The organism is Microbacterium sp. PF5 (assembly GCF_004794315.1).
In the GTDB taxonomy this organism is placed as follows: Bacteria; Actinomycetota; Actinomycetes; order Actinomycetales; family Microbacteriaceae; genus Microbacterium; species Microbacterium sufflavum.
The window spans coordinates 43,941-65,915 of sequence record NZ_SSDQ01000046.1 but is presented as its reverse complement, the minus strand read 5'-3'; the positions used below and the strand labels follow the sequence as shown (position 1 = coordinate 65,915).

Below are 21,975 nucleotides of genomic sequence, written 5' to 3'. Positions count from 1 at the left end.
TCGCCGCCCGGTCGCCGGAGGAGCCGCACCGCCGCGTGCTGCTCGTGCTCGCGCGGCGGGTGGCCGCGACCCGGCTCGGGGACAGCGAGCACGCGTACACCCGACCGGACGAGCTGCTGGCCGACCTGCGTGCCGTGCAGTCCTCGCTCGCCGCGGCCGGCGCCCGTCGGCACGCGTTCGGCGGGGTGCAGCACCTGATCTGGCAGGTGGAGACCTACGGCTTCCACCTGACCGAGCTCGAGGTGCGCCAGCACTCCCAGGTGCACGCCACGGCCCTCGCCGAGCTCGACGCGGGCGGCCCGATCAGCGCCCAGACCGAGGAGGTGCTGGAGGTGTTCCGTGCGATCGCGGACATCCAGCGCGACCGCGGGCTGCGGGCGGCAGGGCGCTACGTCGTCTCGTTCACCCAGGCCGCGTCCGACCTCGCGAACGTGCACCGCCTCGCCCGGTACGCCCTCGGCGACGACGCCCCGGTGCTCGATGTCGTGCCGCTGTTCGAGACCTTCGCCGACCTGCAGGCCGCGCCGGCGATCCTCGCCGAGGTCGTCACGTTCCCCGAGTTCCGCGAGCGGATGGCCGCCACAGGCAACCGCCTCGAGGTGATGCTCGGCTACTCCGACTCGTCGAAGGACGTGGGCCCGGTCGCCGCGAACCTCGCGCTGTACGCGGCGCAGGCCACCATCGCCCGCTGGGCGCAGGAGTCGGGCATCGAGCTCACGCTGTTCCACGGTCGCGGCGGCGCCCTCGGGCGCGGCGGCGGCCCCGCCAACTCCGCCATCCTCGCCCAGCCGCCGCACTCCGTCGACGGCCGGTTCAAGCTCACCGAGCAGGGCGAGGTGATCTTCGCGCGCTACGGCGAGCCCGCGATCGCCATGCGGCACATCGACCAGGTCGCCGCCGCCACGCTGCTCGCCTCCTCCCCCACGGTGGAGGAGCGCACCAGCCGCGCGGCCGAGCGCTACGCCGAGGTGGCCGCCACGATGGACGCGGCCTCCCGCGAGCGCTTCTTCTCGCTCGTCAAGGCCGAGGGCTTCGCGCCGTGGTTCGCCACGGTGACCCCGATGGAGGAGATCGGGCTGCTGGCACTCGGCTCCCGCCCCGCCCGACGCGGACTGTCGGTCGAGTCGCTGGAAGACCTGCGGGCGATCCCGTGGGTGTTCGCGTGGACCCAGGCGCGCATCAACCTCGCCGGCTGGTTCGGTCTCGGCACCGCCCTGGAGGCCGTCGGCGACCAGGACCTGCTGCGTGAGGCGTACCGCGAGTGGCCGCTGCTGCACACCATGGTCGACAACGTCGCGATGAGCCTCGCCAAGACCGACGAGCGCATCGCCCGGCAGTACCTGGCCCTCGGCGACCGCGACGACCTGGCGGCGCTCGTGCTCGACGAGCTCGCGCTCACGCGCCAGTGGGTCGTGCGGCTGACCGGCGGCGACGGCCTGCTCGAGAACAAGCCCGTGCTGCAGCGCGCCGTGCAGCTGCGCAGCCCCTACGTCGACGCGCTGTCGCTGCTGCAGCTGCGCGCGCTCCGGGCCCTGCGCTCGGCCGCGCCGCAGCCGGAGGGCTCGGGCGCCGACGCGGAACAGCAGCGCCTCCTGCTGCTCTCCGTGAGCGGCGTCGCGGCCGGACTGCAGAACACCGGCTGAGCCGCGGCCGCCCGTCGCGTGGCGCGGGGCCCTCGGGCGCCGACGCTAGAGTGAGAGCTCGGCCCAACCGGCACCGCCCTGACGCGACACGATCGCCAGCACCCCATCCCCCACCAGAAAGTCCTTCCCGCGTGACCGTCACGACCACTGCCGACTTCCATCCGCTCGCCGACTCCGTGCAGCCCGTGTTCGACACGGTGCTCTCCCGCAGCCCGCACGAGCCGGAGTTCCACCAGGCCGTGCACGAGGTGCTGCACTCGATCGCCCCCGTGCTGGAGCGCCACCCGGAATACGTCGACGGCGGCATCCTCGAGCGCCTGGTCGAGCCCGAGCGGCAGATCCTGTTCCGCGTGCCGTGGGTCGACGACGCGGGGAAGCTGCAGGTCAACCGCGGCTACCGCATCCAGTTCTCCTCCGTGCTCGGCCCGTACAAGGGCGGCCTGCGCTTCCACCCCTCGGTGAACCTGTCGATCATCAAGTTCCTCGGCTTCGAGCAGATCTTCAAGAACGCGCTCACCGGTCAGGGCATCGGCGGCGGCAAGGGCGGCTCCGACTTCGACCCGCACGGCAAGTCCGACGCCGAGGTCATGCGCTTCTGCCAGTCGTTCATGAACGAGCTGTACCGCCACCTCGGCGAGCACACCGACGTCCCCGCCGGCGACATCGGCGTGGGCGGCCGCGAGATCGGCTACCTGTTCGGCCAGTACCGCAAGGTCACCAACCGCCACGAGTCGGGCATGTTCACCGGCAAGGGCACCGGCTGGGGTGGGGCCGAGGTGCGCACGGAGGCCACCGGCTACGGCGCCGTGTTCTTCGCGCAGGAGATGCTCGCCGTCCGCGGCGACTCGCTGGCGGGCAAGCGCGTCGGCATCTCCGGCTCCGGCAACGTCGCCCTCTACGCGATCCAGAAGGCCGCGCAGCTCGGGGCGACCGCGGTCACCGCCTCCGACTCCTCCGGCTACGTCGTCGACGACGCCGGCATCGACCTCGACCTGCTGCGTCAGCTGAAGGAGGTCGAGCGCGCCCGCATCGTCGAGTACGCCCGCCGCCGCCCCAGCGCACGGTTCGTCGAGGGCGGCAGCGTGTGGGAGGTGCCGGTCGACATCGCCGTGCCGTCCGCCACGCAGAACGAGGTGAGCCTGGCCGACGCCGAGGCGCTGATCGCCGGCGGTGTGCAGGCGGTCTCCGAGGGCGCCAACATGCCGTGCGTGCCCGAGGCCGTCGAGGCGTTCCAGCGGGCGGGTGTGCTGTTCGCCCCCGGCAAGGCGGCCAACGCGGGCGGTGTGGCCACCTCCGCGCTGGAGATGAGCCAGAACGCCTCGCGCCAGCGGTGGACCTTCGCCGACAGCGAGAGCAAGCTCCGTGAGATCATGGCGGATATCCACGGCGCCGCGTTCGACGCCGCGGAACGGTACGGGGTTCCCGGCGACTACGTCGCGGGGGCCAACATCGCAGGATTCGAGAGGGTCGCCGCTGCCATGCTCGCGCAGGGCGTCATCTGACATCGAGCCGGCGAAGCCGGGCATCGGCGGGGTGCTCGGCTTCGTCTCTGCGCGCCCGCGCGGCTACGGACCGACGGATCGGTCGTCGGCGTGCCGCGCGAGGGAGCTCCCGTAGCGCTCGGTGAGCTGCACCATGAGGTCGGGGGTGTCCCGGTCGACCCCGAACACGTGCCCGGGGAAGTCGAGCTCGGGCTGCGCCGCCGCGATCTCGTCCGCCCGGTCCGGCGAGAGCAGCTGCACCGGATCGCCGACCGCGACCCATCCGATCGGCACGACCGTCCCCTCGGGCAGCACCGCGCGCCGGTGCACGATCGCGTTGACGCGCACCTCGCAGCGGCTGCCCACCAGAGCACCGTTGAAGATGCGGGCGCCCGAGGCGAAGAACACCTCCTCGCCCACGGTCGCGCCGGCGATGCTCGCGAGCGTGCCGATGAGGGTGTGGTCGCCGATGTGCACCGCGTTCGCCGCGGTCGCCCTGATCAGCGCGTTCTCCATCACGATCACGTGTGCGCCGAGCGTGATCGGGCCGCCCTCGGCGGTGATCACGGCGCCGTGCAGCACCTGGCAGCCCGGACCGACCTCCACATCGCCGGAGATCACGGCGGTGGGGGCGACGACGGCGGTGTCATGGATGCGGGGGCGAGCCCCGAGGTGCTCGTACAACATGCGGCCAGACTAGCCCCGGGGCCCCGGCCGTCCGCTACGGGGTCGTGGCGGGTTCCGGGAAGATCGCGGTGAACAGCTGGCCGACCCACTCCAGCAGCTGCGCGTCGGGCAGCGGCTCCACACCGACGCCGACGGCCGCGGCGACGGTGGGCATCGGCACCACCAGCGCCTCTCCCCCGGCCACGAGCTTCGCCTTCGGGTAGAGCCGCTGCAGCCGCACCTTGATGGAGTCCTCCAGCCGCGCCGGCGCGATGCGGAGGTTCGACCCCATCGCCACCACGTCGGTGAGCCCGGCGCGGGCGGCCCTGCGGCGCAGTCGCGCGATCGCGAAGAGCCCGGCGACCTCTTCCGGCGGGGTGCCGTAGCGGTCGATGAGCTCCTCCTGCACGAGGTCGATCGCATCGTCCTTGGCGGTCGCGGCCGAGGCGGCGGACAGCTTCTGGTACGCCTCCAGACGCAGGCGCTCACTGTCGATGTAGTCCTCGGGGATGCGCGCGTCCAACGGCAGCTCCAGTCGCAGCTCCTGCCCCGTCTCGACCTCTTCGCCGCGGAACGTCGCGACGGCCTCACCGATCATGCGCAGGTACAGGTCGAAGCCGACGCCGGCGATGTGCCCCGCCTGCTCCGCGCCGAGCAGGTTGCCCGCCCCGCGCAGCTCCAGGTCCTTCAGCGCCACCTGCATGCCCGAGCCGAGGTCGTTGTTGACCGCGATGGTCTGCAAGCGGTCGGCCGCGGTCTCGCTCAGCGGCTTCATGTCGTCGTAGAGGAAGTACGCGTAGGCGCGCTCGCGTCCGCGGCCCACGCGTCCGCGGAGCTGGTGCAGCTGGCTCAGGCCGTACTTGTCGGCGCGGTCGATGATGATCGTGTTGGCGTTGGAGATGTCGAGGCCGGTCTCGATGATGGTGGTCGAGACGAGCACGTCGAACTTGCGCTCCCAGAAGTCGTCGACCACCTGCTCCAGCGCATGCTCCCCCATCTGCCCGTGCGCGACCGCGATGCGCGCCTCCGGCACGAGCTCGGCGAGCTGGGCCGCGATCCGCTGGATGGACTGCACACGGTTGTGCACGAAGAACACCTGGCCCTCGCGCAGGATCTCGCGCCGGATGGCGGCGGCGATCTGCTTGTCGCTGCGCGGCCCGACGAACGAGAGGATCGGGTGCCGGTCCTCCGGCGGCGTCGCGAGCGTGGACATCTCCCGGATGCCGGTGACCGCCATCTCCAGGGTGCGCGGGATCGGGGTCGCGCTCATGGCGAGGATGTCGACGTTGGTCTTCATCTTCTTCAGCGCGTCCTTGTGCTCCACGCCGAAGCGCTGCTCCTCGTCGATGATCATCAGGCCGAGGTCCTTGAACATCACCTGATCGGTGAGGATGCGGTGCGTGCCGATGACCATGTCGACCGTGCCGTCGAGAAGGCCCTGCAGCGTCAGCTTCGCCTCCTTGTCGGTCTGGAAGCGCGACAGCGGCCGCACCTTCACCGGGAAGCCGGCGAAGCGCTCCGTGAACGTCTCCAGGTGCTGCTTCACCAGCAGCGTCGTCGGCACGAGCATCGCGACCTGCTTGCCGTCCTGGATGGCCTTGAACGCCGCGCGCACCGCGACCTCGGTCTTGCCGAAGCCGACGTCGCCCGACAGCAGCCGGTCCATCGGGATGGGCCGCTCCATGTCGGCCTTGATCTCGTCGATGGTCTGCAGCTGGTCATGGGTCTCGGCGAACGGGAACGCCTCCTCCAGCTCGCGCTGCCACGGGGTGTCCGGACCGAACGCGTGCCCCTTGGCGCTCATGCGCGCGGAGTAGAGCTTCACGAGCTCGACCGCGATGTCGCGCACGGCTTTGCGGGCCTTGCCCTTGGCCTGCGCCCAGTCACTGCCGCCCATCTTCGACAGCGTCGGGGCCTCACCGCCGACGTACTTGGAGAGCAGGTCGAGCTGGTCGGTGGGCACGAAGAGCTTGTCACCCGGGTAGCCGCGCTTGGACGGGGCGTACTCCAGCACGAGGTAGTCGCGCACGGACTTCGCGGCGTGGCGGCCGCCCGTCGACACCTCGCGCTGCGTCATCTCCACGAAGCGGCCGATGCCGTGCGTGGCGTGCACCACGAAGTCGCCCTGCTTGAGCTGGAGGGGGTCGACCACGTTCTTCCGGCGCGAGGCGAGCTTCTTCACCACGCGCTGGTCGCCGCCGATCGTGCGGCCGTAGAACTCGTTGTCGGTGAGGACGGCGAGCTTCGCCTCCGGCACCTGGAACCCCGCCTCGACCGCACCGGTCACGAGCGTCGCGACCCCGGGGTCGGGGGCCTCGGTCAGCGACTCCACCGCGCGGGCCGCGATGCCCCGGTCGGACAGCACGTCGCGCGCGCGGTCGACGAGCCCGTGTCCCGTGGCGATCACCACGACGCGCCACCCGTCGGCGACCTTCGCGTCGACGAAGGCGATCGCCCCGTCGACGTTGCCGTGGAACGACGGGATGACCGCCGACGCCTCGACGCTCTCCGGGTCGGCGTCGCCGATGCCGAACGGGCTGAGCCGCCACCACACGCCGCCGCGGTCGCGCACCACGTCGCGCAGGTCGGCGACCGTGAGGAAGTCGCCCGCGCCGAGGTCGATGGGAGCCGAGGCCCCGGAGGTCGCCGCGCTCCACGCGGCGTCGAGGAACTCGCGGTTCGTGTCGCCGAGGGTGATCGCCCGCGCGGTCGCCCGCTCGGGGTCGACCACCGCGGTCGCGCTGCCGGGCGGCAGGTACTCCACGAGCGACTTCAGCGGACCGGCCACGGCGGGCAGCAGCGACTCCATGCCCTCGACCGGGATGCCCTCGGCCATCTTCTCGAGCATGCCCGCGATGGCCGGGAACCCGCCGATCAGCGCGCGCGCCCTGTCGCGCACGTCGGCGGTGAGCAGCAGCTCGCGGCTGGGCGGCAGGTCGACCGCGGGGACGTCGCCGGGGAGCGAGCGCTGATCGGCCACGGAGAACGCCCGGATCTGGTCGATCTCGTCGCCGAAGAACTCCACGCGGTAGGGGTGCTCCGACGTGGGAGGGAACACGTCGAGGATGCCGCCGCGCACGGCGAACTCACCGCGCCGCGACACCATGTCCACGCGGGAGTATGCGCGTTCGACCAGCTGCTCCGCGACGTGGTCGAGCTCGTGCCCCCGGCTGCCGACGGCGAGGTCGAGCGGGGCGATCTCGCCCAGGTTGCCGGCGATCGGCTGCAGCGCGGCGCGCACGGAGGCGACGACCACGAGGGGGTGGTCGCCCGACCACTCGGCGATGCGGCGCAGGGTCTGCAGGCGCTGCCCGACGGTGTCGGGGCTCGGGCTCAGCCGCTCGTGCGGCAGGGTCTCCCATGCCGGGAACGTGAGCACCTCGGCATCGGGCACGTAGGCCGACATCGCCGCGGCGAGCGTCTCGGCCCGGCGCCCGGTCGGCACCACGGCGAGCAACGCGGCGGGGTGCCCGGCCGCGGCGCGCTTGGCGAGGAGCCCGGCGAGCGTGGGCGCATCGAGGCCGTCGACCAGTCCGAGGTCGGCGTCGGTATGCGCCCAGGCGAGAGCGTCACGAAACAGAGACGCCTCTTCCAAGGCGCGCAGAATCCCCGGAACAGTCACCGGACAAGCCTAATCGCGCCCACCGACACCGCGGTCGACGTCCCCCTCGCCGACCGGGCGGCCGGCTCGGCCGTCCTAGGCTGGAGGGATGCCTCCGGTCACCCTCACCACCGCCCGCCTCGTCCTGCATGCCCCGACGGAGGCGGACGTCGACGCGATCACCGCGGCCTGCCAGGACCCGGAGATCCCCCGCTGGACGACCGTCCCGAACCCGTACTTCCGGCAGGACGCGGAGGACTTCGTCGCGCTCGTCGCCGACTGGTGGGCGGACGGCTCCCAGACCGTGTGGGGCATCTTCGCGGACGGCGTGCTCGTGGGCGTCATCGGCCTGCACCACATCGCGGGCCACGCCGCGGGTGGCAGTGCCGAACTCGGCTACTGGATGGTCGCGGACGCCCGCGGGCAGGGCTACCTGACCGAGGCGGCCCGCGCGGTGCTGGACTGGGGGTTCGCCGAGCTCGGGCTCGCGCGCATCCGCTGGCAGGCCGTGGTGGGCAACGTGCCGTCGGCACGGGCCGCCCGCGCCCTCGGCTTCCGGTTCGAGGGCACGCAGCGCCAGGCCCTCACGAGTCAGCGCGGCCGCGACGACGGCTGGGTCGCCGGGCTGCTCGCCACCGACGACCGCACCCCGGTCGAGTGGCCCGTGCTGTGACGGCTGCCGGCGAGGCGTGACAGCGTCGGAGGCCGGTGACAGGATGGCTGCATGCCCGAGATGCCGGAGGTCGAAGGACTCGTCGCGTTCCTCGGCGAGCGCGCGGTCGGACGCACGATCACCCGCGCGTCGGTCTCGGCCATCGCGGCGCTGAAGACGTACGACCCGCCCATCACGGCGCTCCACGGCGCCGAGATCACCGCGGCCGCGCGGCTGGGCAAGTTCGTCGTGCTGTCGTGCGGTGCGGAGCTGCACCTCGTGTTCCACCTGGCGAAGGCGGGCTGGCTGCGCTGGTACGAGACCCTGCCGACCACGCTCATCAAGCCGGGGAAGACGCCCATCGCCCTGCGTGTCGCGCTCGACGACGGCAGCGGGTTCGACCTGACGGAGGCCGGTACGAAGAAGTCGCTCGCGGTGTACGTCGTGCGCGATCCGCAGGAGGTGCCCGGCATCGCCCGCCTCGGTCCCGACCCGCTCGACCCGGCCTTCACGCGGGCGGACTTCGCCGGCCTGCTGGAGGGGCGGCGCATGCAGATCAAGGGGCTGCTGCGCGACCAGGGCGTGATCGCGGGCATCGGCAACGCCTACTCCGACGAGATCCTGCACGCCGCACGCATGTCGCCCTATGCGATCGCCGCGACGCTCGACGACGCCGAGGTCGACCGGCTGTTCGCGGCGATGCAGGAGACGCTGCGCGAGGCGGTGGCCGCGGCCTCCGGGAAGCCGCCCGCCGACCTGAAAGACGCCAAGCGCCGCGGCATGCAGGTGCACGCGCGCCGCGGCGAGGCGTGCCCCGTGTGCGGAGACACCGTGCGCAGCGTGTTCTTCGCCGACCGGTCGCTCGAGTACTGCCCCACGTGCCAGACGGGCGGCAAGGTGCTCGCCGACCGCCGCCTCTCGCGCCTGCTGAAGTGAGATCGGCGCTGCGCGCGGATCCATGCCACGGAATGAAATCGCGCCGACCGTGTTGAGTACACTCAGAGCAGCAACGTGCTCCGGGGTCGGTGGGAATCCGAACCGGCGGTGACAGTCCGCGAGCGTCTCGAGTGATCGGGATGCCGATCCGGTGGAACTCCGGGACCGACGGTGATGCGAGGGTGACCTCGCTAGTCCGGAAGGGAGGCAGCACGAGGCGCACGCGTGTGCGTCCGTTCCGCCACCCCTGCGAGAGCCCCGAGGCCGCAGAGAGGACGACGGATGGCAGTGACCGCGATCGAGCAGCGTGCGATGGACCGCGCGCTCGAGCTCGCCGCCCGCGGCCCCCGCGGGGTCAATCCGCAGGTGGGCGCCGTGCTCCTCTCCCCCGCCGGTGAGGTGCTGGCCGAGGGGTGGCACCGCGGCTCCGGCACCGCGCACGCCGAGGTCGATGCGCTGTCGAAGCTCCCGGCGGGTGCCGCGCGCGGGGCGACCGCGGTCGTGACGCTCGAGCCGTGCAACCACACCGGCCGCACGGGTCCCTGCGCCGTGGCTCTCATCGAGGCCGGGGTCGCCCGCGTGGTCTACGCCCTCGACGATCCGGGCGAGGTGTCCGGCGGCGGGGCCGAGCGGCTCCGCGCCGCCGGGGTCGACGTGGAGTCGGGCGTGCGCGCCGCGGAGGCCGAGGCGCTGATCGCCTCCTGGCTCACCGCGAAGCGCCTGGGCCGCCCGCACGTCACGGTCAAGTGGGCGCAGAGCCTCGACGGCCGTGCCGCCGCGGACGACGGCTCCAGTCGATGGATCACCGGCCCCGAGGCGCGCGCCGACGTGCACCGCCGTCGTGCCGAGGCCGACGCGATCGTCGTGGGCACCGGCACCGTGCTGGCCGACGACCCGGCTCTGACCGCGCGCGACGGTGACGCCCTCCACCCGCGGCAGCCCGTGCCGGTCGTGATCGGCGCCCGCGCGACGCCCGCACACGCGGCGGTGCACCGGCACCCGCACGCTCCCCTCTTCTACGACACCCACGAGCTGCCCGCGGTGCTCGCCGACCTGCACGATCGCGGCCACCACAGCGTGTTCGTGGAGGGCGGGCCGACCCTGGCCAGCGCATTCGTCGCGGCGGGACTCGCGGATCGCGTGCTCGCGTACGTCGCACCGGTGCTGCTGGGCGGGGGCCGCCTCGCGCTCACCGACATCGGCGTCTCCCGCATCGACGAGGCGCGCCGGCTGACCGTCGAGGAGTGGGTGCCGCTCGGCGCCGACCTCCTGGCCGTCGCCCGCTTCACAGACCCCCACGCCCCCGAGCAGGAAGGTGCCTGGTGATGTTCACCGGAATCATCGAGGAGATCGGCGAGATCACGGCGATCGCGGAGTCCGGCGACGGCTGGCGGCTCACCGTGCGCGCGCCGAGGGCCGCGGCCGACGCCGTGCACGGCGAGTCGATCGCGGTGTCGGGCGTGTGCCTGACCGTGGTCGACTCGACCGCCGACACGTTCGACGCCGACGTGATGAAGCAGACGCTCGACGTCGCCGCGATCGGATCGGCCGTGGTCGGCACGCGCGTGAACATCGAGAAGGCGATGCCGGTGGGCGCGCGGCTCGGCGGGCACATCGTCCAGGGCCACGTCGACGGCACCGGCGAGGTGCGGGAGGTGCGGCCGGGTGCGCAGTGGAGCGTGCTGCGGATCGGCCTGCCCCACGATCTCGCGCCGCTCGTGGTCGACAAGGGCTCCATCTCGGTGGACGGCACCTCGCTGACCGTGAGCGCCGTGAGCGCGCCCGACGAGGCGGCGCCGTGGTTCGAGGTGTCGCTCATCCCGGAGACGCTCGCCGCCACCACGCTCGGAACCCGCGCGGTCGGTGACCGCGTGAACCTCGAGACCGACATCCTCGCGCGGCACGTCGAGCGTCTGCTCGCGTTCCGCGCCGCACCGGAAGGGGGCTCGCGATGAGCCTGTCATCCATCCCCGAGGCCCTGGAGGCACTGCGCGCCGGACGGCCGGTCCTCGTGGCCGACGACGAGAACCGCGAGAACGAGGGCGACGTGGTGCTCTCGGCGGAGCTGGCGACGCCCGAGTGGGTCGCGTGGACCGTGCGCTGGTCGTCGGGGTTCCTGTGCGCGCCCATGCCCGCCGACCTGGCCGATCAGCTGAACCTGCCGCCCATGGTCGCGGCGAGCGAGGACGCCCGCTCCACCGCGTACACGGTGAGCGTGGACGCCGCCGACGGCGTGACCACCGGCATCAGCGCGAGCGACCGGGCCCGCACCCTCAACGTGCTCGCGAACCCCGACTCGACCGCGACGAGCATCATCCGCCCCGGGCACGTGCTGCCGCTGCGCGCGGTGGACGGCGGCGTGCGCGAGCGCAGCGGCCACACCGAGGCCGCTGTCGAGCTGATGAAGCTCGCGGGTCTGCGACCGGTCGGCGCGATCGCCGAGGTCGTGGCGGAGGACGGCAGCATGATGCGGCTGCCGGGACTGATCGAGCTGGGCGCGCGTGACGGTGTGCCCGTCATCACGATCGAGCAGCTCATCGCGCACCTCAACGAGATCGACCCCGCGGGGGCGACGCCGGCCGCGCACCGCGGTCGCCGGGTGAGCCTGCGCGCCGACGCGACCGTGCCCACCGAGCACGGCTCGTTCCGGTTCCTCGCCTATAAGGATCGCGTGACCGGCACCGACCACATCGCGGTCGTGTCGGGCGAGCTGAGCGAGACCGCCCTCGTGCGCGTGCACTCCGAGTGCCTGACGGGCGAGGCGTTCGGGTCGCTGAAGTGCGAGTGCGGACCGCAGCTCGACGCCGCGCTCGACGCGATCGAGCAGGACGGCGGGGTCGTGGTCTACATGCGCGGGCACGAGGGGCGCGGCATCGGGCTGATCAACAAGCTCCGCGCCTACAGCCTTCAAGAGGACGGCCTGGACACGGTCGATGCGAACCTCGCGCTCGGGCTGCCCGCCGATGCGCGCGACTACGCCGCCGCGGCCGGCATCCTCGCCGACCTCGGCGTGTCGAAGGTGCGACTGCTGACCAACAACACCGACAAGGTGAACCAGCTGCGCGAGCTGGGGCTCGACGTGGTGGAGCAGGTGCCGCTGATCGTGGGCGTCGGCCCGAACAACCACCAGTACCTGGAGACCAAGCGTGACCGGATGGGTCACATCATCGGCGAGGCAGAGCTCGCCCAGGCCCTCGCGGCCGGGAAGGACGAGGAATGAGCGGCGCAGGAGCACCGAAGGCCGGGAGCATCGACGGGCGGGGACTGCACGTCGTCGTGATCGCCGGCACGTGGCACGAGACCATCTCGAACGGACTGATCGCGGGCACGCAGCGGGTGCTCGACGAGGCGCAGGCGTCGCACACGCTCGTGCGGGTGCCTGGCTCGTTCGAGCTCGCGGTGGCCGCGCAGGCCGCGTTCGCCGGAGGTGCCGACGCGGTGGTCGCGCTCGGCGTGATCATCCGCGGCGGCACCCCCCACTTCGAGTACGTGTCCGCCGCGGCCACCGACGGCCTCACCCGGGTGTCGCTCGACGCGGGACGGCCGGTCGGCTTCGGCCTGCTGACCCTCGACGACGAGAAGCAGGGCCTGGACCGCGCGGGTCTCGAGGGCTCGAAGGAGGACAAGGGCGCGGAGGCGGCCGACGCTGCGCTGCGCACGGCCCTCGTGATCCGGGAGCTGCGCGGCTGAGGTCAGGGCGGCCTTGCTAGCGGCGCAGTACCCCCCTCACGTACGGTGAGGGCATGGAGATCCTGCGCCACATCGTCGTGTTCGTCCACCTCATCGGCTTCGCGGTGCTGTTCGGCGCCTGGGCGGCCCAGGCGTTCGGCGGCAAGCGGCAGATCACCCGGCTGATGGATTACGGCCTGCTGATCGCCGGTGTCGCCGGACTGGCGCTGGCCGCTCCGTGGGGCATCGAGTACGACCTGAACTACGTCAAGATCGGCGTGAAGCTCGTGGTGCTCCTCGTGATCGGTGCGCTCCTGGGCATCGGCTCCGCGCGGCAGAAGCGCGGCGAGGCGGTGCCCTCCGCCGTGTTCTGGCTCATCGGCATCCTCGCGCTGGCCAACGCCGGCATGGCCGTCATCTGGCGCTGACCCGTCCGGCGCTGACCCGTCTGGCGCTGACCCGTCCGGCGCCGACCCCTGACACCTCCGCGGTCTGAGCGACCGCGGGGATCATCCGCCGACGATGCGCTCCCACACCGCTGCGGTCGCCGCACCCGCTCCCGGCGTCCCGATGCGCTGACCGTTGCGACCGCCGCGCGCGAACGTTGCGGTGACGGCGGCGGGAGCCACGGCCGGGGCCACGGGGGCCGGAAGCCACACGCACGACCGCACGTGCACGAGGTCGACCGCCGCGGCCTCCGCCGAACCGTCGTACCACCACGAGCCGTCGAGCCGCCCGAGCCAGAGCAGGCCGTCTCCGTCACGGGTCCAGACGAAGGTGCCCTCCGGCAGCGCCACGAAGCGCTCGAGGCGTCGGGCGGCGCGCTCGCCCCAGCGGGCGTCCACCGCCGACAGCGCCTCTGCCGGCGACGAGGGCACCCGCTCCAGCCGTCCTCCCATCCCCACCAGGCCGCGCGTGAGACCGCGCTCGGCTCCGGCACCGTCGGGCACCGCGTCGTCGCGCGAGCGCATCGGTGCGCGGTAGGCCAGCGGCTCCGCGACGACCTCGGGGCCGGAGGCGGCGGGAGGCTCTTTCACGAGAGCGGCACGAGGGTCGCGTCGATGTCGGCGCCGTCGATCACGACCGTCATCAGGGTGCACACGGGCTGACGGCGGCGGTCGGTCGGCGACCCCGGGTTCAGCAGACGCAGGCCGCGCGGGGTCACCGTGTCCCACGGGATGTGCGAGTGCCCGAACACCAGGAGGTCGTCGTCGGGGAACGCCGCGTCCATGCGCCGCTCCCGCCCCGCCGCGCCCCCGGTCTCGTGGATCACCGCGACGGACGTGTCCTCCACCCGGAACCGGGCGACCTCGGGCAGCCGGCCGCGCAGACCGGGGCCGTCGTTGTTGCCGAACACGGCGTGCAGCACCGCGGCGCGCTCGGCGAGGAGATCGAGCGTGGCCTCGTCGACCCAGTCGCCCGCGTGCACCACCACGTCGGCCTCGTCGACGGCGCGCAGCACGGCGTCGGGCAGTCGCTTGGCGCGCTTCGGCACGTGCGTGTCGGCCAGCAGCAGCATCCGCGTCGTCATATCGGCTCCCCCGCGTCGTGTGCTCCGTGTCGTGCGTTCCGCGTCGTGTGCTCCGACTCTACGGGGGTGGCGCGCCGCCGGGACCGGGCAGCGTCATCCGCGTTCAGGCAACTCCCAGGAAGGCGTAGACTCGCCCGGGTCCTGGTATACCAGCGGCGACATCCGAGAAAGAGACCCCATGAGCAGCGCCCCCGCCCCCGCGAATCCCCGCTCGCGCGTCATCACCGCGAGCCTCGTCGGCACCACCATCGAGTTCTACGACTTCTACGTCTACGCGACGGCAGCGGTCCTGGTGTTCCCGACGCTCTTCTTCCCCAGCACCAACGACACCGCCTCGCTGCTGTCGTCGTTCGCCGTGTTCGGCGCCGCGATGGTCGCCCGCCCGATCGGCGCAGTCGTGTTCGGCCACTTCGGCGACAAGTTCGGCCGCAAGGCGACGCTCGTCGCGTCCCTGCTCACGATGGGCATCGCGACCTTCGTGATCGGCCTGCTGCCCACGTTCCAGCAGATCAGCTGGGTCGCGCCGCTGCTGCTGCTCGTGCTGCGCCTCGCCCAGGGCTTCGCGCTCGGCGGCGAGTGGTCGGGCGCGGCGCTGGTCGCGACCGAGAACGCCCCGAAGGGCAAGCGCGCCTGGTACGGGTCGTTCCCGCAGCTGGGTGCGCCCCTCGGGTTCATCATCGCGAACGGCATCTTCCTCGCCATCAACTTCGCCCTGCCCCACCCCGAGGACCCGGCGCTGAAGTCGGAGGCGTTCCTGTCGTGGGGCTGGCGGGTGCCGTTCCTGTTCTCGGCCGTCATGGTCATCATCGGCCTGTGGGTGCGCCTGCGCCTGGTCGAGTCGGACACGTTCAAGAAGGCGGAGAAGACCGGCGCCATCCGCAAGCTGCCGCTGGCCACCGTCTTCCGCCACCACTGGAAGCAGCTGATCCTCGGCACGTTCATCATGCTGGCGACCTACGTGCTGTTCTACCTGATGACGAACTTCACCCTGACGTACGGCACCAAGGCCGCCGACGTGGAGACCGCGTCGGCCGCCGCCCGCGCCGCCGCGGAGGCGACCGGCAAGGACTTCGACCCCACGGCGTTCGCGGCCCAGTTCTACCCGGGGCTCGGCTTCGGCTACACCGACTTCGTGCTGATGCAGATCATCGGCGTGGTGTTCTTCGGCATCTTCACGCTGCTGTCGGGTCCGATCGCCGACGCCATCGGCCGCCGCAAGCTGCTGCTGTGGGTCACGGGCCTCATCGTGGTGTTCGGCCTGTCGTTCAACCTCTTCCTGCTGCCCCAGGCCGACCCGAAGTTCACGGGCGCGCTCACGCAGGCGTTCCTGGTGTTCGGGTTCATGCTCATGGGCACGACGTTCGGCCCGATGGGCGCGCTGCTGCCCGAGCTGTTCCCGACGAACGTGCGCTACTCGGGCTCCGCGATCGCCTACAACGTGTCGTCGATCCTCGGCGCGGCCGTGGCCCCGTTCATCGCCGTGGCACTGTGGGCGGCGGTCGGCGGCGAGCCGTGGCTGGTCGGCGTGTACCTCTCCTCGATGGCCGTGCTCACCTTCGTGGCGCTGATCTTCACGCCGGAGACGAAGGACCACGACTACGAGGACGACCTGGGGCTGGCAGCCTCCGCCGAGCTCTGAGCGCCCGACGACGAACCCCGGAACGGCCGCCCTCCCCGCGAGGTGCGGCCGTTTCCGCGTCTCCGGGCCGCCGTCCGCGCGCGGGAGCGCTCAGAGGACGACGACATCGCAGTACCGCGCCGCGGTCTTCGCCAGCCGGCGGTCGAGCGTGAGCAGCGGGACGCCGAGCGCCTCCGCCAGCGCGACGGAGCCGGCGTCGTATGCGGAGACCTCCTCGCGCAGCGTCCAGATGCGCGGGATCAGGCGGCGCAGCGGGTGGCGGGTGATCTGCCCATGCCCCCGTGATCACATGTGGCGCGCATGCGCAGTGTTCGCGATCTGTGGACACCGTGCGTCAACAGAGATTGACAACGGTGGTGCGCGTCAATGATCATTGACGCAGGAGGTGTCCGATGAACACGATCACGATCGCCCAGGCCGAGGGCGGCGAGCCGCTCGCCGAGCTGCACCGCCTGGCCGGGCTCCGCATCGAGATCGCTCGCGCCGAGGAGGCGCAGGTGCGCCGCGCGCGCAACGACGGCTACTCGTGGCAGGCGATCGCCAGCGCCCTGGGCGTGACCAAGCAGGCCGCGCATCGCCGCTTCGGGCGCCACTGAGTGCATACAGCAGCCGCATAGGAAGCGACCGGCCCCCGAGTACGGTCGAAGTACCCCCCTCTCCGGATCGAGGTCCCGCATGTCCACCACGGCGACAGCACGCCGACGCCGCCGGGGCGCACAGCCCGACGGCCCTCGCGCCACCTTCCGTCAGCTCCTCCCCTTCCTGTTCGAGCACAAGCGCACCCTCATCGTCGTCGCGATCCTCAGCGTCATCGGCGCGGCGACCTCGCTCGTGCAGCCGGTGCTGGTCGGCCAGGTCATCGAGGCCGTGCAGACCGACGGCACGATCGGGGTCCTGGTGTGGCTGCTCGTCGGCTTCGTGATCGTGTCGTCGATCATCTCCGGCTTCCAGCACTACCTGCTGCAGCGCACCGGAACGGCCGTGGTGTACTCCAGCCGGCGCAAGCTCATCGCGCGCATCCTGCACCTGCCCACCGCGGAGTTCGACGCCCGCCGCACCGGCGACCTCGTCTCGCGCGTCGGCACCGACACCACCCTGCTGTACGCCGTGCTCACGCAGGGTCTCGCCGATGCGGTCGGCAGCGCGGTCCTGTTCGTGGGCGCCCTGGTCGCGATGCTGCTGATCGATCCGGTGCTGCTGCTGCTCATCGTGGTCGTGATCGGCGTCTCGGTCGTGGTCGTGGTGTCGCTCAGCGGCCGCATCCGCACCGCGTCGACCGCCCAGCAGGAGAAGGTGGGCGAACTCGCCTCCGGCGTCGAGCGTGCCGTGGGCTCGATCCGCACCATCCGCGCCTCGGGGGCGACCGAGCGCGAGACCGCAGCCGTCTCCGACCGGGCCGCCGAGGCCTACGGCATCGGTGTGCGCATCGCCAAGATCTCGTCTCTCGTGGTGCCGGTCTCGGGCATCGCCCTGCAGCTGTCGCTCCTCGTCGTGCTGGGTGTGGGCGGGTTCCGTGTGGCCGCCGGCGCCATCACGATCGCCTCGCTGATCGCGTTCATCATGTTCCTGTTCCTGCTCGTGATGCCACTGGCGACCACCTTCGGGGCGATCACCTCGGTGAACCAGGCCCTCGGCGCGCTCGGCCGCATCCAGGAGGTGCTCGACCTGCCCACCGAGTCGCAGGACGACGCCGCCACCGCCGCATCGATCCCCCGCGAGGCCGACGACCCCGCGGCGCCCGCGATCGAGTTCCGCGATGTACGCTTCCACTACCCCGCGAACGTCGTGGCCGCACGACAGGCCGCGGCGAAGGCGGCCAAGGATCTGCTCGCCGACGCTCACCTCGACTCCGCCGCGCCGGTGCCCGTCGACGCGGAGGCCGCCGATCACGAGGTGCTGCGCGGCGTGTCGTTCACGGTGCCGCGCGGCGCCCGGGTGGCGCTGGTCGGCCCGAGCGGCGCGGGCAAGAGCACGATCCTGTCGCTCATCGAGCGCTTCTACGACCCCACGGGCGGCTCCATCCGGGTGCACGGCCACGACGCCCGCACGTACCCGCGGGAGGAGCTGCGCGCGCACTTCGGCTATGTCGAGCAGGACGCCCCGACCCTCGCCGGCACGCTCGCCGAGAATCTGCGACTCGCGTCGCCCGACGCCAGCGACGCCGACTGCGAACGGGTGCTGCGCGCCGTGAACCTCGGCGACGTGCTCGAGCGCGACCCGCTCGGCATCGACGCGCCGGTCGGCGAGGACGGCGTGATGCTGTCGGGCGGCGAGCGTCAGCGCCTCGCGATCGCGCGCGCACTGCTCACGGACGCCCCGATCCTGCTGCTGGACGAATCCACGTCGTCGCTCGACGGCGTGAACGAGCAGCGCATGCGCGAGGCCATCGAGGCGGCGTCCACCGACCGCACCCTGGTCGTGATCGCCCATCGGCTGTCGACGGTGGTCGACAGCGACCTCATCGTCGTGTTGCAGGACGGCACGGTCGTCGGCCAGGGCACCCACGCGGAGCTGGTCGAGTCGACGCCGCTGTACCGCGACCTCGCGCGCCACCAGCTCCTCGCCTGACCGCACTCGCACGGGCAACGCGAAGGCGGGGTGCCGGAGACCACTCAGCCATGGGTTCGTCTCCGACGCCCCGCCTTCGCGGGTCTGGGGGCCACGGGGGCCCGAAGGTGCCGGCTCCCCCGAACCGGCACCGGTCTGGGGGCTACGACGCCTTCGCGAGCCGGTAGCGCAGCGAGGCCAGCTCGGTGCGCAGCGCCGCGGGCACGCGGTCGCCGAAGGTGTCGTAGAACTCCTCGGTCAGGTCGGCCTCGACCTTCCACGCCTCCGGGTCGACCGAGAAGAGCTCCTCCAGGTCTTCCGCCGGCAGGTCGAGCCCGTCGAGGTTGAGGTCCTCCACGCGCGGCAGCCGTCCGATGGGGCTGTCAACGGCGGGCACGGCGCCCGAGATGCGGCGGATGATCCAGTCGACCACGCGGGAGTTGTCGCCGAAGCCGGGCCACAGGAAGCGGCCGTCCGCACCGCGGCGGAACCAGTTGACCTGGAAGATGCGCGGCGCCCGGTCGAAGCGCACGCTGCGGCCGACCTTCAGCCAGTGCCCGAAGTAATCGGCCATGTTGTAGCCGCAGAACGGCAGCATCGCGAACGGGTCGCGGCGCAGCTCGCCCACGGTGCCCTCGGCCGCCGCGGTGCGCTCGGACGAGATGTTCGAGCCGAGGAACACGCCGTGCGTCCAGTCGGTGGCCTCCACCACGAGCGGCACGTTGCTCGCGCGACGCCCGCCGAACAGGATCACGTCGAGCGGCACGGCCTCCTCCCAGTCCTCCGAGATCTGCGGGCACTGCGCCGCCGACACCGTGAAGCGCGAGTTGGGGTGCGCCGCCGGACGACCCGAGTCGGGCGTCCAGTCGTTGCCCTCCCAGTCGATCAGGTGCGCGGGCGCCTCGTCGGTCAGCCCCTCCCACCACACGTCGCCGTCGGGCCGGAGCGCGACGTTCGTGAAGATCGTGTTGCCCCACAGCGTCTCGACGGCCGTGACGTTGGTGGACTCGCCCGTGCCCGGCGCGACACCGAAGAAGCCGGCCTCGGGGTTGATGGCCCACAGACGCCCGTCCTCGCCCGGACGGATCCAGGCGATGTCGTCGCCGAGCGTCTCGACCCGCCATCCCGGGATCGTCGGACGCAGCATCGCGAGGTTCGTCTTGCCGCACGCCGAGGGGAACGCGGCAGCGACGTGGTAGGCCGTGCCCTGCGGATCGATCACGCGGATGAGCAGCATGTGCTCGGCGAGCCAGCCCTCGTCGCGGGCGATCACCGAGGCGATGCGCAGCGCGAAGCACTTCTTCGCGAGGATCGCGTTGCCGCCGTAGCCCGAGCCGTACGAGTAGACCTCGAGCGTCTCGGGGAAGTGCACGATGTACTTCTCGTCGTTGCACGGCCACTCGACGTCGGGCTCGCCCGCGGCCAGCGGAGCGCCCACCGAGTGGACGGTCTTGACCCACGGCGCCCCCTCCGCGATCTGGCGGGTGACGGCGTCGCCCACCCGGGTCATGATGCCGATCGAGGCGACCGCGTAGGCGCTGTCGGTGATCTGCACGCCGATGTGCGAGAGCGGTCCGCCGACGCGACCCATCGAGAACGGGACGACGTACATCGTGCGACCGCGCATCGAGCCCGCGAAGATCTCGGTCATGGTGGCGCGCATCTCGGCGGGGTCCGCCCAGTTGTTGGTGGGACCGGCGTCCTCCTCGCGCTCCGAGGCGATGAAGGTGCGCCCCTCGGTGCGGGCGACGTCACTCGGGTGCGAGCGGGCGAGGTACGAGCCGGGACGCCACTCCGGGTTGAGCTTGATGAGCTTGCCCTCGTCGACCAGCCCGCGCAGCAGCCAGTCGTTCTCGGCGCGGGAGCCGTCGACCCAGTGCACGGCGTCGGGCTGGGTGAGCGCCCGGATCTCTTCGACCCACGCGAGCAGCTCGGCCATCGCGGGGGTGTCGGAGGAGGGGGCCGTGCCGAACGTGCGCATCGTCGCGACGGGAGACGTGCGGGGGGTGATGACTTCGGCCATGGCCATGACTGCTCCTTAGAAGTGTGGGGCGTTGCACCTATCTTCTTCCGCCTCCACCCCGACTTTCGGACAAATCGGGCCGAAAGAATCGATGTTCTTTCGCTACACTCAAAACCATGCCGCCCTCCGGACTCCACCTCACGACCCTCGGTCACCGCATCCGCCACCACCGCCTGCAGAAGGGGTACACGCTCGACGAGCTCGGCGCCGTCGTCGGGGTCGCCGGCTCGCAGCTCAGCCTCATCGAGAACGGCAAGCGCGAACCCAAGCTCTCCCTGCTCCAGGCGATCGCGCACGCCACGGGCACCGAGGTCACCGACCTCATCTCCGGCGAGCCGCCCAACCGCCGTGCGGCGCTCGAGATCGAGCTGGAGCGCGCGCAGGAGAGCCCGGTGTTCCGCCAGCTCGGCGTCGCTCCCGTGCGCGTCACGAAGGGCATGAGCGACGAGACCATCGAGTCGATCCTCGGGCTGCACAACGAGCTGCAGCGGAGGGAGCGCGAGGCGATCGCGACCCCCGAGGAGGCCAGGCGTGCGAACACCGAGCTGCGGCTGCGGATGCGCGCACAGAACAACTACCTGCCCGAGATCGAGAAGCTCGCCGAGAAACAGCTCAAGGCGGCGGGGCACACGCAGGGGGCCCTCACCCACCGCACCGTGAGCATCATGGCGGAGAAGCTCGGCTTCGAGCTCATCTACGTCAACGACCTGCCGCACTCCACCCGCTCGGTCACCGACCTCGAGAACGGCCGCATCTATCTGCCGCCCGCCTCCATCCCCGGCGGACACGGCCTGCGCTCGATGGCACTGCAGGCCATGGCCCACCGCCTGCTCGGGCACACCCCGCCCACCGACTACGCCGACTTCCTGCAGCAGCGCCTGGAGATCAACTACTTCGCCGCCTGCTGCCTGATGCCCGAGACCGCCGCCGTCGCTTTCCTGCAGCAGGCGAAGAAGGACCGCAACCTCGCCGTCGAGGACTTCCGCGACGGCTTCGGCGTCACGCACGAGGCCGCCGGCATGCGGATGACCAACCTGATGACGCAGCACCTGGGCATGTCGCTGCACTTCCTGCGCGTCGACTCGACCGGAGCCATCACCCGCGTCTACGAGAACGACGGGCTGCCGCTGCCGATGGACGTCACCGGCGCCGTCGAGGGCCAGCGCGTGTGCCGCAAGTTCCAGGCGCGCTCCGCCTTCACGCAGCAGAACCGCACGGTCGAGCACCACCAGTACACCGACACCCCGTCCGGGACGTTCTGGTGCTCCACCCAGACCGGCTCCTCCACCGACGGCGAGTTCTCCGTCACGGTCGGCGTGCCGTTCGACGACGCCCGCTGGTGGCGGGGCAGGGAGACGAGCGACCGCGCCGTGTCGACCTGCCCCGACGAGGCGTGCTGCCGGCGCCCCTCGACCGAGCTGACCGAGCGCTGGCAGGGGCGGGCGTGGCCGAGCGCCCGCGTGCACACGCACATGTTCTCGCCGCTCCCCCGCGGCGCCTTCCCCGGCGTGGACGACAACGAGGTGTACGACTTCCTCGCGCGGCACGCGAGCGAGTGATTAAGATATATTCAATTCACTCATTGCC

18 protein-coding genes and 1 riboswitch are annotated in these 21,975 nt (G+C 71.9%); of the genes, 13 read left to right on the top strand and 5 right to left on the bottom strand.

Annotated features, from left to right (window positions below):
* A partial coding sequence (locus DW297_RS02700) for a phosphoenolpyruvate carboxylase (RefSeq protein ID WP_136029112.1) occupies window positions 1-1,643 on the top strand: 1,643 nt, incomplete at its 5' end.
* A 131-nt stretch (window positions 1,644-1,774) separates the two neighbouring features.
* Window positions 1,775-3,145, top strand: coding sequence for an NADP-specific glutamate dehydrogenase (gdhA, locus tag DW297_RS02695; RefSeq protein WP_136029109.1), 1,371 nt, complete (start codon window positions 1,775-1,777; stop codon window positions 3,143-3,145).
* Window positions 3,146-3,208: 63 nt separating this feature from the next.
* On the opposite strand, the gene DW297_RS02690 is transcribed toward gdhA, so the two are convergent.
* Together DW297_RS02690 and mfd are read right to left on the bottom strand one after the other, a co-directional pair.
* The gene (locus DW297_RS02690) at window positions 3,209-3,811 is read right to left on the bottom strand and encodes a gamma carbonic anhydrase family protein (RefSeq protein ID WP_136029107.1); all 603 of its coding nucleotides are present in this window, start codon (window positions 3,809-3,811) and stop codon (window positions 3,209-3,211) included.
* Window positions 3,812-3,845: 34 nt separating this feature from the next.
* The gene (gene mfd, locus DW297_RS02685; RefSeq protein ID WP_136029105.1) at window positions 3,846-7,412 is read right to left on the bottom strand and encodes a transcription-repair coupling factor; all 3,567 of its coding nucleotides are present in this window, start codon (window positions 7,410-7,412) and stop codon (window positions 3,846-3,848) included.
* Window positions 7,413-7,500: 88 nt separating this feature from the next.
* Between mfd and DW297_RS02680 the strand changes: the two genes are divergently transcribed.
* From DW297_RS02680 to DW297_RS02650, 7 genes are all read left to right on the top strand, one after another.
* A complete protein-coding gene (locus DW297_RS02680; RefSeq protein ID WP_136029102.1) occupies window positions 7,501-8,064 on the top strand; it encodes a GNAT family N-acetyltransferase in 564 nt (187 codons plus the stop codon).
* Window positions 8,065-8,115: 51 nt separating this feature from the next.
* A complete protein-coding gene (locus DW297_RS02675; protein ID WP_136029100.1) occupies window positions 8,116-8,979 on the top strand; it encodes an Fpg/Nei family DNA glycosylase in 864 nt (287 codons plus the stop codon).
* Window positions 8,980-9,051: 72 nt separating this feature from the next.
* Window positions 9,052-9,196: riboswitch (FMN riboswitch) on the top strand.
* Between the two features lie 65 nt (window positions 9,197-9,261).
* Window positions 9,262-10,305, top strand: a complete 1,044-nt coding sequence (gene ribD, locus DW297_RS02670; RefSeq protein WP_136029098.1) for a bifunctional diaminohydroxyphosphoribosylaminopyrimidine deaminase/5-amino-6-(5-phosphoribosylamino)uracil reductase RibD — start codon at window positions 9,262-9,264, stop codon at window positions 10,303-10,305.
* Window positions 10,305-10,934 (top strand): riboflavin synthase, encoded by a 630-nt coding sequence (locus tag DW297_RS02665; RefSeq protein ID WP_136029096.1) that lies wholly within the window; start codon window positions 10,305-10,307, stop codon window positions 10,932-10,934. The genes ribD and DW297_RS02665 overlap by 1 nt, the downstream gene beginning before the upstream one ends.
* The gene (ribA, locus tag DW297_RS02660; protein ID WP_136029095.1) at window positions 10,931-12,199 is read left to right on the top strand and encodes a GTP cyclohydrolase II; all 1,269 of its coding nucleotides are present in this window, start codon (window positions 10,931-10,933) and stop codon (window positions 12,197-12,199) included. The genes DW297_RS02665 and ribA overlap by 4 nt, the downstream gene beginning before the upstream one ends.
* Window positions 12,196-12,669 carry a 6,7-dimethyl-8-ribityllumazine synthase gene (ribH, locus tag DW297_RS02655; RefSeq protein WP_136029093.1) on the top strand — a complete coding sequence of 158 codons (474 nt, stop codon included), beginning with the start codon at window positions 12,196-12,198 and terminating at the stop codon, window positions 12,667-12,669. Before ribA ends, ribH begins: the two co-directional genes overlap by 4 nt.
* A gap of 53 nt (window positions 12,670-12,722) precedes the next feature.
* On the top strand, window positions 12,723-13,076 hold the full coding sequence (locus DW297_RS02650) for a Fe-S protein (protein WP_136029091.1): 354 nt from the start codon (window positions 12,723-12,725) through the stop codon (window positions 13,074-13,076).
* Window positions 13,077-13,157: 81 nt separating this feature from the next.
* On the opposite strand, the gene DW297_RS02645 is transcribed toward DW297_RS02650, so the two are convergent.
* Window positions 13,158-13,685 carry a GAF domain-containing protein gene (locus tag DW297_RS02645; RefSeq protein WP_240744496.1) on the bottom strand — a complete coding sequence of 176 codons (528 nt, stop codon included), beginning with the start codon at window positions 13,683-13,685 and terminating at the stop codon, window positions 13,158-13,160.
* The gene (locus DW297_RS02640; protein ID WP_136029089.1) at window positions 13,682-14,179 is read right to left on the bottom strand and encodes a metallophosphoesterase family protein; all 498 of its coding nucleotides are present in this window, start codon (window positions 14,177-14,179) and stop codon (window positions 13,682-13,684) included. Before DW297_RS02640 ends, DW297_RS02645 begins: the two co-directional genes overlap by 4 nt.
* Before the next feature lie 178 nt (window positions 14,180-14,357).
* On the opposite strand from DW297_RS02640, the gene DW297_RS02635 reads away from it, so the two are divergent.
* The 3 genes from DW297_RS02635 (at window position 14,358) to DW297_RS02620 (ending at window position 18,386) form a co-directional block, all read left to right on the top strand.
* On the top strand, window positions 14,358-15,818 hold the full coding sequence (locus DW297_RS02635) for an MFS transporter (protein WP_136029087.1): 1,461 nt from the start codon (window positions 14,358-14,360) through the stop codon (window positions 15,816-15,818).
* 392 nt (window positions 15,819-16,210) lie between these two features.
* Window positions 16,211-16,414, top strand: coding sequence for an AsnC family protein (locus DW297_RS02625; protein WP_136029086.1), 204 nt, complete (start codon window positions 16,211-16,213; stop codon window positions 16,412-16,414).
* Between the two features lie 79 nt (window positions 16,415-16,493).
* Entirely contained in the window at window positions 16,494-18,386 is a 1,893-nt protein-coding gene (locus DW297_RS02620; RefSeq protein WP_136029083.1) for an ABC transporter ATP-binding protein, read from the top strand.
* 142 nt (window positions 18,387-18,528) lie between these two features.
* On the opposite strand, the gene DW297_RS02615 is transcribed toward DW297_RS02620, so the two are convergent.
* Window positions 18,529-20,394: a phosphoenolpyruvate carboxykinase (GTP) gene (locus DW297_RS02615; RefSeq protein ID WP_205828210.1), complete on the bottom strand. Its 1,866-nt coding sequence runs from the start codon at window positions 20,392-20,394 to the stop codon at window positions 18,529-18,531.
* A 110-nt stretch (window positions 20,395-20,504) separates the two neighbouring features.
* Between DW297_RS02615 and DW297_RS02610 the strand changes: the two genes are divergently transcribed.
* On the top strand, window positions 20,505-21,947 hold the full coding sequence (locus tag DW297_RS02610) for an XRE family transcriptional regulator (RefSeq protein WP_136029081.1): 1,443 nt from the start codon (window positions 20,505-20,507) through the stop codon (window positions 21,945-21,947).
* The last annotated feature ends 28 nt before the right edge of the window (window positions 21,948-21,975 follow it).